Genomic DNA, 12,608 nt, shown 5'->3' on the forward strand with positions numbered 1-12,608 from the left:
CTGTCAGTCCTCGCGCGGCCAGTTCTCGGCCTCGAACATCCAGCGCTGCTTCTCCAACTCGTAGGTGATGGAGATCAGCAGGTCCTGCGTGACCTTGTCGGCCTCCTCCGTGGCGTCGATACGCTCGCGCAACCGTCCGATCGCCGTCTCCAGCGCCGCCACCAGCAGCCGTACGACCTCGGTGTCCCGCAGCCAGCCGTCCTTCGGCCCCTGCAGGGCGAACCGTGCCGCCACGGTCTCGGGCCGTCCGTCCGGGGCGACCCCGAGAGCCGCCGCGCGTTCGGCGACCTGATCGGCGAACGACCGTGCCGTGGACACCACCTCGTCGAGCTGGAGGTGGATCGAACGGAACCTCGGTCCCACGATGTTCCAGTGGGCCTGCTTCCCGATCAGCGAGAGTCCCAGCAGATCCACCAGGCTCTCCTGCAGCGCCTCGCCCGCGATCCGGCGGGCGGGCTCGGGAAGGGTGCTCCTCACCATCGTCATTGCTCGTTGCTCCTCATCGCATCGTGCCGGCGAACGCTTCGTGCCGGGCGGCGTCGGCGCTCCCGGCCCTGCGGAGCAGTTCGGTGCGCTCCTCCTCGCCCATGCCGCCCCACACGCCGGCCGTCTGCCCGTTGCCGAGCGCCCAGTTGAGGCACTCGCGGCGCACCGGGCAGCGGGCGCAGACACGCTTGGCGGTGGCGACGTCGTCGATCGCCGGCCCTGTAGTGCCCACGGGGAAGAACAGTTCGGGGTCCTCTCCCACGCAGGCCGCTCTCCGCAACCACTCCATGCGGGTCCGGGTGCCCAGGTCGCACAAGCGAAAACGCGGCGTGAAGCAGCAGCTCAGCGCCCCAGCACGCCGTCCACGAACTCCTTGACGTCCGCGAGCACTTCGCCCCTGTTCGTCTCGTTGAACACCTCGTGCCGGGCGCCGGGATAGACGCGCTCGCTCCACTCGGCGCCGCGGAGCTCCTCGATCCCCGTACGGCTGCCGGGCAGCGGCACGATCCGGTCGTCGTCGCCGTGCAGCCACAGCAGCGGAAGCGAACCGATGGACCCGCTCTTCGAGATCGTCTCCAGGGAGCGGTCGATGGCCTCCAGCGTCGGCCGCTTGAACGGGCCGTGCCACACCAGCGGATCGTTCGCGTACGCGGCACCGACCGCCATGTCCCGCGAGAGTATCTTCGGATCGAGCGGCACGTCGGGCACCTCCGGCGGCGCGAGCAGTGCCCTCAGCGGCTCCCAGATGCCGATCAGAGGCCCGGACAGCACGACCGCGGCGAGCCCCGCGCCGTACTGCTGGGCGTACCGCGCGGCGATCAGACCGCCCATGGAATGGCCGATCAGCACCACCGGCAGACCCGGATACGCGGCCCTGGCCAGCACCTCCACGGTGTGCACATCGGTGACCACGGCCTCGAAGTCCTCGATCAGCACCCGCTCGCCCGCCGACCTGCCGTGCCCCATGTGATCGGGCCCGAACACCGCCGCACCGTGCCGTACCAGGGCGTCGGCCACATGTTCGTACCGGCCGATGTGCTCCCCGTAGCCGTGCACCAGGAGCACGACGTAACGCGCCCCCTCGCACGGCCATTCCCGTGCGGTGACACCGCCCCGCGTACCGGCGAAGCTGTGCTCGCGCGAGTCGGCCATGACTCCTCCAACTACGTCGGTGAAGGTACCCGGGGGATCTTGCCAGCCCGTCGGACGTTGGTCCATGGGCCGACCGGGGCGAAAGCCGAACCGGGCGGCGGCGGGGGCGCGGAAGATCGAACCGGGCGCAGTCGGGGCCTGGGGAGTCAGGATCGGAAGGTGGCAGGGCCAACTGGCGAGACGGTCCTGTCGCGCGCCGACAGGTGCGCATAGCATCGGACCCCGCATGAACACCATGACTCTCTGGCACCTGTCCGTGGCCGAGTTCGCGGTCCTCGCCTTCGCCGCAGTACTCGTCGGCTTCTCGAAGACAGCCGTGAGCGGTGCCAACACGGTCAGCCTCGCGATCTTCGCGGCGGTCCTGCCCGCCCGCGCCTCGACCGGCGTCCTCCTGCCGATCCTCATCGTCGGGGACGTCCTCGCCGTACTCACCTACCGCAGGCACGCCCACTGGCCCACCCTGTGGAAACTCTTCCCGGCCGTCGGTGCCGGCGTGGTCCTCGGCACGCTGTTCCTGATCTGGGCCGACGACCAGATCGTCCGGACCTCCATCGGCGCGATCCTGCTGCTGATGACGGCCGTCACGATCTGGCGCCGCCGCACGGTCGACAAGGACGACGAACCCGACGCGATCACCACCCGCGCCGGCCGTGTGAAGGCCCGCTCGTACGGCGTCCTCGGCGGCTTCACCACCATGGTCGCCAACGCAGGCGGCCCCGTGATGTCCATGTACCTGCTCTCGGCGGGCTTCCGGAAGCTCGGCTTCCTGGGCACCTCGGCCTTCTTCTTCCTCATCGTCAACGTCTCCAAGGTCCCCTTCAGTGTGGGTCTCGGCCTCATCGACGGGCACTCCCTGCTGCTGGACGCCGCACTCGCCCTGTTCGTCGTGCCGGGCGCCTTCCTCGGCAAGTGGGCGGTCAACCGCATCAACCAGAAGCTGTTCGAACAGTTGGTGATCGCGGCGACGATCGTGGGCGGCCTGCAACTACTTCTCCGATGACGCCCCCGCCCCGGAGGACGTCGGTTCCGGTGCCCGCGGGGACAGCCCTTGGGTCAGGTCCTCCCGTGGCGGGCGCTCGGCGATGGTGGCGACGGTGGTCGGCCCGCGCGGAACCGATGCTGCCGACGCGGCTGTTCCGCAATCCGCGATCAGCGCCATCGCGGTGACCATGAGCCCGCCCGTGCCCACGCCCTGCAAGGCCCGCCACACGATCGCGGCGTCATGTCCGAGGCGAGGCCGCACAGGAACGAGCCCGTGATGAAGACGACCGCCGACACCTGGAGAACGACCTTCTGGCCGAACAGGTCGCCCGACTTCCCCACCAGGGCCGTCGACACCGTCTCCGTCGGCAGATACGCCGTCACGACCCACGTCATGTGCTCCGCACCGCCCAGGTCCGACACGATCGTCGCAGCGCCGTCTCCACGATCGTCCGGTCGAGGGCCACCGGCGGCATCCCCGGCGTGATCGTCACAAAGTCGACATCGCGTTGTGCGTCACGGCGCGCCGACGCGCGCCCCTGCGTGTCTACCGCTGTCCGGAACGGGCCGTCGCATGCCCGGCCTGGTCCCCGCGCAACCGGGGAGCGCAGGCCTCCGCGTCCACCGCCCGTCCCTCCCGCTCCACGACGTCGGCCAGCCGCCGCGCCCAGGCCCCCACCCCGGCCAGATCGACACCGTAGGGCTGCCGCCGTCGGCTCCCGGCCCCCCACTCCTCGACGGCCCCGGCCCCGCGCCGCAGCAGCAGTGCCCCACCCTTGACGTTCCCGCGTGCAGAGTGCGTGAGGCCCACCGCGAGCTGGGCCAGCCCCCGCCACAGCGGGCGCTCCTCGTCCGGCCCCGACTTCCAGGCGTCCTCGAAGACCTCGTGCGCATGGAACGGCTTTCCCGCGTCCAGCAGCGCCTGCGCCTCGACGACCGTCTCCTCGGGGGCCCGCACCACCCCCTCGGGCTGCCGTTGCACACCCGGCGCCCCGTACGGCAGGGGGCGGCCCAGCCCGTCCCGGGGCCGCGCGCTCCGCGCCCGCCCCTCCTCGTCCCGGTCCCGCCCCCACGTCGTCCCGTCATCCGCTGTCCCGCTCATCCCTCGATTGTCCCCCGCCGCTCGCCGGCTGCGGGGCGAGGGCCGGACGTACGGTAAAGTTCTCACTGCGCGATCACGCGGTTCACCGCGGACAGCGCACCGGGACGTGGCGCAGCTTGGTAGCGCACTTGACTGGGGGTCAAGGGGTCGCAGGTTCAAATCCTGTCGTCCCGACAGTTTGATGGACTGTCGTAGCAGGTCAGGGCCTTGGATCACATGACGTGAGACGAGGCCCTTGATCATTTCCGGGCTCTCGTCTCACAATCTCTCACCAACTGGGATGATCTTCCCCAGTCAAGCAGCTTGCCTGGCTTCTCCGAGCCTTGCCTTGAGACTCTGCGGGTCAGGGGGCAGGTAGACGCGCCCGGTGAACGACAGGTCGCTGTGTCCGGCCCAGGCTGAGACCACCGTGTCAGGCACCCCGTTGTTGGCCATCCAGGACAGGCACGCATGGCGCGCGCGTACAGACGCACCCGGCGCACTCCTGCTGCCTCCATCGGCTTCTGCGCTTCGCGTCGTGGCTTGTCCGTCTTGAACGGACGGCCCAGCTCATCGACGCCGACATAGCCGGAGTCCGCGTAGGCCTCGCCCGCCTGCTCCTTCTCTTCGCCTGGAGGGCGCGGAGCACCACGAGCGCGCTATGAACGGGCTTGGGCAGCGGAAGGACTCGCTTGCCGTTTTGGGTCTTGGGCTGCTTCTCGACGACCTTGTTCCGTAGGCCTCGCTCCCGGCTTCGGTCGTAGACAATTATGCGGGTATTGCCAACGGCAAGAGTCCCCGATCCGTGAAGGTCAACGTCCTCACGCCACCGTGCGCCACAGACTTCTGCGGGACGCTCGGCAATAAGGGTGAGAAGCATCGGGCCAAAGAGCCTGTGGCCCTTGCTCGCCTCGACAAAGGCCTTCGCCTCGGCCTCGTCCCACGGTGGGCGTGCAGGTGCATTCCGAGCGGCCCGGGTACGCGCTTCGCGGGATGCGCCGCTGGCCTGTCCACGGACATCGTCCAGCGTCATGTCGATCACCGGTTTGCTGGTGCATTTCATGCCCGCCGGCCAGGAGGCACCATCGCCGGAGGCCTGCCAACCTGAGCCGGCTACGGAAGGAGAACACCGACCCGCACCACACCCTCGCTCTGTACGAGGAGGCCCATCCGCCAGCAGGTCCTCGAAAACGACGCCGTGCGCAGCGGCGGCATCAAGGGGAGTTCATCAAGCCGTGCGTGCCGACGACGTGCCCGTTCCCGCCCGGGTGGCATCCGCGCCCCAGCTGGCCAGCAGTCGCAGAGCCTCCGCCGACGGGGAGTTCGGTTCGGCGTGGTAGGTCACCAACATCTGTTCGTGGGCGTCGGCCTGGTGGAACGACTCGAGGCGGAGATCGAGTTCGCCGACGAGCGGGTGATGCAGGCGCTGGATGCCGTGGCACTTCTCCTTGACGTCGTGGGTGGCCCACAGCCGCCGGAACTCCTCGCTCTTCACGGAGAGTTCGCCCACCAGCGCGGACAGTCGGGGGTCGTCGGGATGGGAGCCGGCGTCCATGCGCAGTTGTGAGACGACGTCGCTGGCTTTGTGCTCCCAGTCCATGAACAGGTCGCGGTACTCGGGCTTCAGGAACACCAGCCGTGCCCAGTTCTGCTCCCTGGCCGGCAGCTCGGCCCAGTCGCCGAAGACCGCCGCGGCCATCCGGTTCCAGACGAGGATGTCCGAGCGCCGCCCCACGAGGATCGCGGGAACGCCGTCCATGGTGTCCAGCAGCGTCCGCAGGGGGCCCCGCACCTGCTGGGCGCGGCCGGCCGGCTTCTTCTTCTGTTTCGGCTTCGCCAGGTGTGTGAGGTGGGCGTGCTCGGCGTCGCTCAGCCTGAGGGCGCGGGCGATGGCGTCGAGGACCTCCGGCGACACGTGCCGTCCGTTGCCCTGCTCCAGGCGTGTGTAGTACGCCACGGACACCCCGGCCAGCTGCGCGAGCTCCTCGCGGCGCAGCCCCGGTACCCGCCGGTACCGCCCGTAGTCCGGCAGTCCCACGTCTTCCGGCTTCAGCCGGGCGCGTCGGGTGCGCAGGAACTCACTGAGCTCGGCACGCGGGTCCAGAGCGCCGGCGGCCAGCTCGTGCACCGGTTCGGGGTATTCGTCCATGTCTCGAGTATCCACGGTCGCACGCACACCAGCCTGACCCAACCAGTGGTAGGCACCGCGCGCGTACGCAAAGCCGTGACCTGGGTGGATGCCGGATCGTCCAGCACGCTGGCCACTGTGCCCGGCTGGAAAACGGCCAGGGCGTGGCCTGGATCAAGAACGGAGTACATCCCATGAGCGCAACACAGGGGATCGAGTCGAGGACGCACCAGAGCGAGACGGCTGCGGAGGTGGTGGGCCGCCTTCGTGCGAAGTTCAACACCGGTGTCACCCGCCCATTGGACTGGCGCGTCGACCAGCTGCAGCGGCTGCGGGCACTGCTGGTCGAGAACGAGCAGGAACTGATCGAAGCCCTCTGGGCGGATCTGAGGAAGAACGCCGCCGAGGCGAAAATGCAGGAGATCGACTTCACCGTCGCCGACATCGACGAGGCACTGGCGAATCTCGAGAGCTGGCTTCAGCCTCGCCCGGTGGAGGTTCCCGCCCACTTCGGTCCCACGACCACGGCCTACACCACGTACGACCCGCTCGGCGTCGTTCTGGTCATCGCTCCGTGGAATTTTCCGCTGCACCTTCTCATCGACCCCATCATCGGCGCGCTGGCAGCCGGGAACACCGTGGTGGCCAAGCCGAGCGAGATGTCGGTGCACACCTCGGCGGTCGCTTCACGCCTCCTGCGCGAGTACTTCGACGCCGATGTGCTCACCGTGGTCGAGGGGGGAGCCGAGGAGACCACGGCCCTCCTGGCGCAGCGTTTCGACCAGATCTTCTACACGGGTAATGGCACGGTCGGCCGGATCGTCATGGCCGCAGCCGCCAAGAACCTCACCCCGGTCACGCTCGAACTCGGGGGCAAGTCGCCGGTCTTCGTGGCGCCGGACGCCGACGTGGACGAGACCGCGAAGCGGCTGGTCGGCGCCAAGTTCGGCAACGCGGGGCAGCAGTGCATAGCCCCCGACTACATACTGGCCGATCCTGCCACCGCCGCCGCGCTCGTCCCCGCCCTCCGCGCGGCGGTCGACGCCCAGTTCGGCCCCACTCCGCAGACCGCAGCCGACTACGGTCGGATCATCAACGAGCGGCACTTCGACCGGCTCACCCGTCTGCTGGACTCCGGCCGGGCGGCGGTGGGAGGCCGGCACGACCGTGACGACCTGTTCATCGCACCGACCGTGCTCACCGATGTCGACCCCGCATCGCCGGTCATGCAGGAAGAGATCTTCGGTCCGATCCTCGCCGTCGTCGAAGTCGAAGACCTCGATGCCGCCATCGCCTTCATCAACGAACGCGACAAGCCCCTCGCCCTCTACGCCTTCACCACCTCCGAGGCCACCAAGTCGCGCCTCGTGAACGAGACGTCCTCCGGCGGCATCGCCTGGGGCCAGCCGGTGATGCAACTGCTCATGCCCGGCCTGCCTTTCGGTGGCGTCGGCGAAAGCGGCATGGGCCGATACCACGGCCGGTACTCCCTCGAGACGTTCAGCCACCTCAAGGCCGTCGCGGACGTCCCTCTCAACTAGGGCCCTCCTGGCGGATCTCCACGGCGTCGCGACGCCCGGCACGCCCTCTCGCCGCCCCGGGCGAAAGCCCGAGTACGTCCAGTACGAGGTCTTCCGCCCGGCACGCCGAGGACACGCACCGAACGACGCTCCTTCTCCCACGGAGATCCATCAGAAGGGCCCCAGGCCCGCGCTCTCCCGAAGCAGGCTGCGCGACTGACGATCGGCAACGCAGCAAGTGCCTCTGACCAGTTGAGGTGAGGACTGCTGAGGTCCTGGTCCCCGGCACCCCGCCAGGCCCAGGCCGCCGCCTGTCTCTTCCACCCGACCCATTCTTCGAAGGAAGCTGCCATGACCACCGCGTTCGACCCGATCGACCTGAGCGGCAAGACGCTCGCCAACCGCATCGCCATGGCACCGATGACCCGCAGCCGCGCGGATGCTCCCGCGGCCACGGCGACGGAGCTGATGGCCACCTATTACGCCCAGCGCGCGAGCGCCGGCCTGATCATCACCGAGGGCATCCAACCGTCGGCCGGCGGCCAGGGCTACACCAACACCCCCGGCCTGCACTCCGCCCAGCAGGTCGACGCCTGGCGGAAGGTGACCGAAGCCGTCCACGCCCAGGGCGGCACGATCTTCGCGCAGCTCATGCACACCGGCCGGATCAGCCACCCCAGCCTGCTGCCCGACGGACTCCTCCCCGTCGCCCCCTCCTCCGTCGCGGCGGCGGGCCAGGTGTTCACCTACCAGGGCCCCCAGGACTACGTCACGCCGAACGAACTGGATCAGGACGACATCGCCCAGACGATCGCCGACTACGCCGACGCCGCGCGCAACGCGATAGCCGCCGGTTTCGACGGCGTGGAGATCCACGGGGCGAACGGCTACCTGATCCACCAGTTCCTCGCCCCCAACACCAATCTGCGCACCGACAACTGGGGAGGCGGCGCCGCGGACCGGGCCCGCTTCGGGATCGAGGTCGCCACGGCCGTCGCGGAGGCGATCGGCGGCCACCGGACCGGCTTCCGTATCTCTCCCGGCAACCCCTACAACGACATCGCCGAGACCGACCCGGCCAACGTGCTGGAGACCTACACCACCCTGATCGCCGGACTCGCCCCGCTGGACCTCGCCTACCTGCACCTGGTCGAGAGCCCGGACCGCGACCTGACCGCCCGGCTGCGCAAGGACTGGCCGACGGTGTTCATCCTCAACCCCTTCACCCACCCCGAGACCACCGGCCCCGGCGCACTCGCCCACATCGCGGACGGCACCGCGGACATCATCGCCTTCGGCGCGCTGTTCCTGGCCAACCCGGACCTGCCCGCCCGCCTCACAGCCGGCGGCCCCTACAACAGCCCCGACGCGGCCACCTTCTACGGCGGCGACCACCGCGGCTACACCGACTACCCGACGCTGCCCGCCGACAGCGCGTGAACTGAAAAGGGTCATCGCCGGCGAGTGCGGAGGCAAGACGCGGCGTGTCAGGCCACCGAAGTCCCTCTGGTCCTGACCTATGTGCCTGGTGGCGGCACTCGCCGCCTGGCACGCCCGGCGGATCACCTTGGAGAACCAGCAGCTGCCTCAGTACCGCAATGCGTCGCGGACCTCGGTGGTCACCGTGCCGGTCAGGTCCCGGTTGCTCCGAGCCGTGGCCTTGGAGGTCTGGCCTGCGGCGACCTCGGGGACGTCGAGGACGACCACGTCGGCCAGGTTGCCCGACCGGTCCTTGAAATTGACCACGATGATGTAGCTCCTCGACTTCGAGTCGTGGTTGGCGATGGTCACCGGGACCTCCGCCTTGCCGACCCTGCTCATGACGCGGCGCCTTGCCCGGCCGGGCCCCGGGAGAGGGTGAACCGGCCCGGCTGCCGCTCGGCCAGCCAGCCCCGCGCGACCGGGCGTTTCGCCTTCGACCGCAGCGCCTCCACCTTGGCCGGCACCGCGTCCAGTCCGAGCATCAAACTCGGTCACCCAGCTGAGCACGTTCATCCGTATCTGCCTGAGAGGTGAAGGGACGACGCGGGTCATGTACCACGCGGCGACGGAGGGTTCCGACGATCAGACACTGCCGTGGACGAAGACGGAGACCGTCGAACTCACCGAAGCCCACCAGGAGGCGGATGCCTGGTGTCCGTGATCCCGGGCTCGGTCACCGGCGCAGACTGACTGCTGCAGTTCTCACCGCGCGTGATCAAGGTCGACGGCAAGCCTGCGGCGGCGCCGGTGCGCAGAAGGGGTCTGCGGCCGTCAGGCCGCAGACCCCTTCTGGCTGCGTATGCGCGTCCCGGCTGGTGGTTACGCGTCCTTGAGCTTGTTCACGATCCACTCTCCGAGTTCTCGGGTCACGACGGTGTGGCCTTCGTTGGTGGTGGCGCAGCGGAAGTCGTGGAGGTGGCTGTAGTCGGGATCGATCTTGCTGTAGAGGGCGTCGTGGTTGTCGATGTCAGCGACGGCGACGGCGCTGATGGTGGGGACGAAGGTGGAGGCGTTGTGCGCGGGTTGCGTCGGCGCGCCGTTGAGAAGGTTGGCCAGCATGTTGGCCACGCCGAAGTTGGAAGCGCCCCCGAGGAGCTCGGGGAAGAGACCACCTGGGGCGCCGTCGAGTTCGGGGAAGCCGGTGGTGTTGATCGAGACCTCGGCCTGGTCCAGTTCCCGCATCCGGGCGACGGTCTTGCTTCCCTGGCCCTGGGTACGCAGCTGCGCGGCCACCTTCGGTCCGGGGGTGTCCATCGCGGGGCTGTCGGCGGGGATGCTGTTTCCGGCTCCGGTGCCCGTTCCGTTGGCGACGCCGAGCAGGCGGGGGATCTGGGGCCACTCGCCCATCCGTTCCAGTGCGTCCAGGAAGTCGGTCCGTGCCTGGTCCTGGCCGGCGGCGACGTCGAGAGTGGTGTTGGTCCCGGTTGCGATGTGCCAGCGCAGCATCTCCCGTGCGGCGGGGCTGTTGATCAGGTCGGAGTAGAGGTTGTAGAGCGGCTTGCCTACGCCTCCCCAGTGGGCCTTCACGTAGTGGGCGAACGCCTGGACGCCCAGGGGCAGCCACGCGCCGCGGTGCGGGGTGTCGTAGGAGAAGTAGGTGGCGGTCTCGTGCCGCATCTTCTGCCGCTCCAGCTTGGCCAGGGCGTAGCGGGTGACCAGGCCTCCCATGCTGAAGCCGCCCACCGTCAGCGGGTGCTCGCCTTCGCGCTCGCCGATCGTCTGCATGATGCACTGGATCGCGACCTCGGCGTTGTCGAGGACGGACGCGGTGCGGTCGGCGAAGCCCAGCAGAATGACGTCGAAACCGGCCTGGCGCAGCGTGGAGATGAACGGGTACTCCCCGTTCTCCAGGCCGTCGTACAGGTTGTCGACGTTGGTTCCTTCCGGAGCGAAGCCGTCGGCGAGGATCACCGGCCGCCTGAGGACCTTCTCACCGGGTGACCTGTAGAAGACCCAGGCGGTTCCGCTGGTGGTCGTGGTGCGGAGATCCCACTTGGCGCCCCAGGGGGCGGACTCCACTGCGGCGAGCTCAGACCCCGGAGGAGTACCCCAGATATTGACGACAGGCTTGGACATGCTTCGACGTCTCCCTTTGTGTCGCGGCCGGTCATGCCGAACACAGCCATCGTCCCGACGCGTACATCCCCATCCCACCCGAATTCGGCAATATCACCCTCCTGGACATGAAACGGCCCTATTCGCGCCCTCTCGTGCGCCTGTCGCACGCGGGCGCTCCAGTCAGAACGCCGCCCTGACGAGGCAGAGGCGTCAACGTGGCGGGGGCGCCGGACAGGAGGTGTGTCGGACAGCACAGACCCGCGCCGCGACCTCGAAGGGCGCCTTACTGCGAAAGGAGGAGGTTCGGGCGAGGAGGCACGGCGGCGAGGCTCTCGGCGGAACCGTCCAGTCCTACGACCACAGGGCGGAGCGCGGTCAACACCTCCCGGGATCGGTTCCCGTCCGTTGTGCCGGTGCGGTCGGCCAGGACAACCTCGTGCCGCACGGTGTGCCCGCCGGAGCGTGCCGCCACGACCCGGACGCCACGCCGCTCGCACACGGCGACTACCCCGGCCGCGCCGCCTCCGAGGAACGCCGACTGCACACCGTCGAGTACGCGCGTCCGCAGGATTTCGCCGGACGCCGTGTGATCGTCGTCGGGGGCGGCAACTCCGGCGCCCGGATCGCCGCCGACCTAGCGCACGACACCCAGATGACCTGGGTCACCCAGCGCCCGCCGCGCTTCCTGGCCGACGACTTCGGCGATCCGAAGCGGCCCCTTCGCCGTGCTCCGCATCGGCTCCGTGCCCTACACGGGTTGCGGGGCGAAGGGACACAGCTCGTCCGCTCCGGGCCGGACCACGCCGTAGCTGCTCTCGGGGACCTCGTTCCAGGCGCCGGGCAGATCGCCCAGGGGTTCGGAGACGACGAGGCGGGTCTCGTCGGAGACCTCCCGCAGGAACGCCAGGTCGGGGTGGAGCGAGCGCAGCGTCTCCACCCGCGTGCTGTAGAACAGCGAGCGTGACTGCTTCTGGCTGGAATAGCGGAAGGCCCACAGCGCCTCCCCGTCCGTCACGGCGATCGTCATCTGCAGCGGGAACTCCACCCCGTGCTCGTGACCCGTCCGCTCCACCAGGCCAGCCATCCGCGCGACCGCGCCCGGAGGGTCCTCTTCCAGGCCGAGCGTGAGCGCCAGGTAGAACATCAGCTCGGAGTCCGTCTGTCCTTCGATGTCGGCGAAGAGCTCCGGGGCGACGGCCAGGGAGAGGTCCCGCCGGATCAGGTGGAAGTCGGCGATCGCGCCGTTGTGCATCCACATCCAGCGGCCGTGGCGGAACGGGTGGCTGTTGGTCTGCTGCACGGCGGTACCGGTCGAGGCCCGGATGTGGGCGAAGAACAGCGGGGAGCGGACGTGGTCGGCGATCTCCCGCAGATTGCGGTTGTTCCAGGCCGGGCCGATGTCGCGGAAGACCGCGGGGGTCTCCAGGTCCGGCGAGTACCAGCCGATGCCGAACCCGTCACCGTTGGTGGTCTCGACGCCCAGCCGGGAGTGCAGACTCTGGTCGATCAGGGAGTGCGCCGGCCTGTAGAGGATTGTGTCGAGCAGGACGGGCGTTCCCGAGTAGGCGAGCCACCGGCACATCGGTTACCACCTTCCTGGCAAACGAGCCGTAGGGGCGAACCGGCCATTCCCATGGTCGTGCGACCGCCCGTTGATCGCCACACGGCGCCCCCGGCCGGAGTCCGCGCGGGCACGCGTCGGTGTGTCGGACGGGGGCCG

General features: G+C 69.2%; 12 protein-coding genes, 1 tRNA gene and 3 pseudogenes. 5 read left to right on the plus strand and 11 right to left on the minus strand.

Annotated elements, in window-relative coordinates; translation table 11 throughout:
• Positions 1-3: 3 nt before the first annotated feature.
• The 3 genes from OG858_RS38850 to OG858_RS38860 are packed head-to-tail and all read right to left on the minus strand — an operon-like array spanning position 4 to position 1,638.
• Positions 4-486 (minus strand): Dps family protein, encoded by a 483-nt coding sequence (locus OG858_RS38850; protein WP_086754197.1) that lies wholly within the window; start codon positions 484-486, stop codon positions 4-6.
• A 13-nt stretch (positions 487-499) separates the two neighbouring features.
• Positions 500-775 carry a WhiB family transcriptional regulator gene (locus OG858_RS38855; RefSeq protein WP_179201490.1) on the minus strand — a complete coding sequence of 92 codons (276 nt, stop codon included), beginning with the start codon at positions 773-775 and terminating at the stop codon, positions 500-502.
• A 53-nt stretch (positions 776-828) separates the two neighbouring features.
• Complete coding sequence (locus OG858_RS38860; protein ID WP_086754201.1) at positions 829-1,638, minus strand: alpha/beta hydrolase; 810 nt, start codon at positions 1,636-1,638, stop codon at positions 829-831.
• A 226-nt stretch (positions 1,639-1,864) separates the two neighbouring features.
• On the opposite strand from OG858_RS38860, the gene OG858_RS38865 reads away from it, so the two are divergent.
• On the plus strand, positions 1,865-2,638 hold the full coding sequence (locus OG858_RS38865; RefSeq protein WP_086754377.1) for a sulfite exporter TauE/SafE family protein: 774 nt from the start codon (positions 1,865-1,867) through the stop codon (positions 2,636-2,638).
• A gap of 141 nt (positions 2,639-2,779) precedes the next feature.
• On the opposite strand, the pseudogene OG858_RS38870 reads toward OG858_RS38865, so the two are convergent.
• Positions 2,780-3,095: pseudogene (locus OG858_RS38870) on the minus strand (MFS transporter); the annotation flags it as partial.
• Positions 3,096-3,166: 71 nt separating this feature from the next.
• On the minus strand, positions 3,167-3,721 hold the full coding sequence (locus OG858_RS38875; protein ID WP_328543977.1) for a DUF309 domain-containing protein: 555 nt from the start codon (positions 3,719-3,721) through the stop codon (positions 3,167-3,169).
• A 100-nt stretch (positions 3,722-3,821) separates the two neighbouring features.
• Here OG858_RS38875 and OG858_RS38880 point away from each other — a divergent pair.
• Positions 3,822-3,895: transfer RNA gene (locus OG858_RS38880), tRNA-Pro, on the plus strand.
• A 120-nt stretch (positions 3,896-4,015) separates the two neighbouring features.
• Here OG858_RS38880 and OG858_RS48325 read toward each other — a convergent pair.
• Both OG858_RS48325 and OG858_RS38885 read right to left on the minus strand, forming a co-directional pair.
• Entirely contained in the window at positions 4,016-4,156 is a 141-nt protein-coding gene (locus tag OG858_RS48325; RefSeq protein WP_408059456.1) for a hypothetical protein, read from the minus strand.
• 772 nt (positions 4,157-4,928) lie between these two features.
• The gene (locus OG858_RS38885; protein ID WP_086746946.1) at positions 4,929-5,849 is read right to left on the minus strand and encodes a helix-turn-helix transcriptional regulator; all 921 of its coding nucleotides are present in this window, start codon (positions 5,847-5,849) and stop codon (positions 4,929-4,931) included.
• Between the two features lie 173 nt (positions 5,850-6,022).
• On the opposite strand from OG858_RS38885, the gene OG858_RS38890 reads away from it, so the two are divergent.
• Positions 6,023-7,369 carry an aldehyde dehydrogenase family protein gene (locus tag OG858_RS38890; protein WP_328543976.1) on the plus strand — a complete coding sequence of 449 codons (1,347 nt, stop codon included), beginning with the start codon at positions 6,023-6,025 and terminating at the stop codon, positions 7,367-7,369.
• A 330-nt stretch (positions 7,370-7,699) separates the two neighbouring features.
• Positions 7,700-8,788 carry an alkene reductase gene (locus OG858_RS38895; protein ID WP_319065748.1) on the plus strand — a complete coding sequence of 363 codons (1,089 nt, stop codon included), beginning with the start codon at positions 7,700-7,702 and terminating at the stop codon, positions 8,786-8,788.
• 147 nt (positions 8,789-8,935) lie between these two features.
• Here the strand turns inward: OG858_RS38895 and OG858_RS38900 are convergent, their stop codons facing one another.
• The 3 genes and pseudogenes from OG858_RS38900 to OG858_RS38910 all read right to left on the minus strand — a co-directional run bounded on the left by OG858_RS38900 (position 8,936) and on the right by OG858_RS38910 (position 10,906).
• Positions 8,936-9,169, minus strand: coding sequence for a hypothetical protein (locus OG858_RS38900; RefSeq protein WP_086746948.1), 234 nt, complete (start codon positions 9,167-9,169; stop codon positions 8,936-8,938).
• Positions 9,166-9,312, minus strand: a pseudogene (locus tag OG858_RS38905) (hypothetical protein); the annotation flags it as partial. The pseudogene OG858_RS38905 and the gene OG858_RS38900, both read right to left, overlap by 4 nt.
• Positions 9,313-9,649: 337 nt before the next feature.
• A complete protein-coding gene (locus OG858_RS38910; RefSeq protein ID WP_086746949.1) occupies positions 9,650-10,906 on the minus strand; it encodes an esterase/lipase family protein in 1,257 nt (418 codons plus the stop codon).
• Between OG858_RS38910 and OG858_RS48330 the strand changes: the two are divergent.
• Positions 10,905-11,498: pseudogene (locus OG858_RS48330) on the plus strand (hypothetical protein); the annotation flags it as partial. The gene OG858_RS38910 and the pseudogene OG858_RS48330 sit on opposite strands and share 2 nt — an antisense overlap.
• A 138-nt stretch (positions 11,499-11,636) precedes the next feature.
• Here OG858_RS48330 and OG858_RS38920 read toward each other — a convergent pair.
• On the minus strand, positions 11,637-12,470 hold the full coding sequence (locus tag OG858_RS38920) for a class II glutamine amidotransferase (RefSeq protein WP_086746950.1): 834 nt from the start codon (positions 12,468-12,470) through the stop codon (positions 11,637-11,639).
• Positions 12,471-12,608 lie beyond the last annotated feature (138 nt).

It is taken from the genome of Streptomyces europaeiscabiei (genome assembly GCF_036346855.1).
GTDB classification, from domain to species: domain Bacteria; phylum Actinomycetota; class Actinomycetes; order Streptomycetales; family Streptomycetaceae; genus Streptomyces; species Streptomyces europaeiscabiei.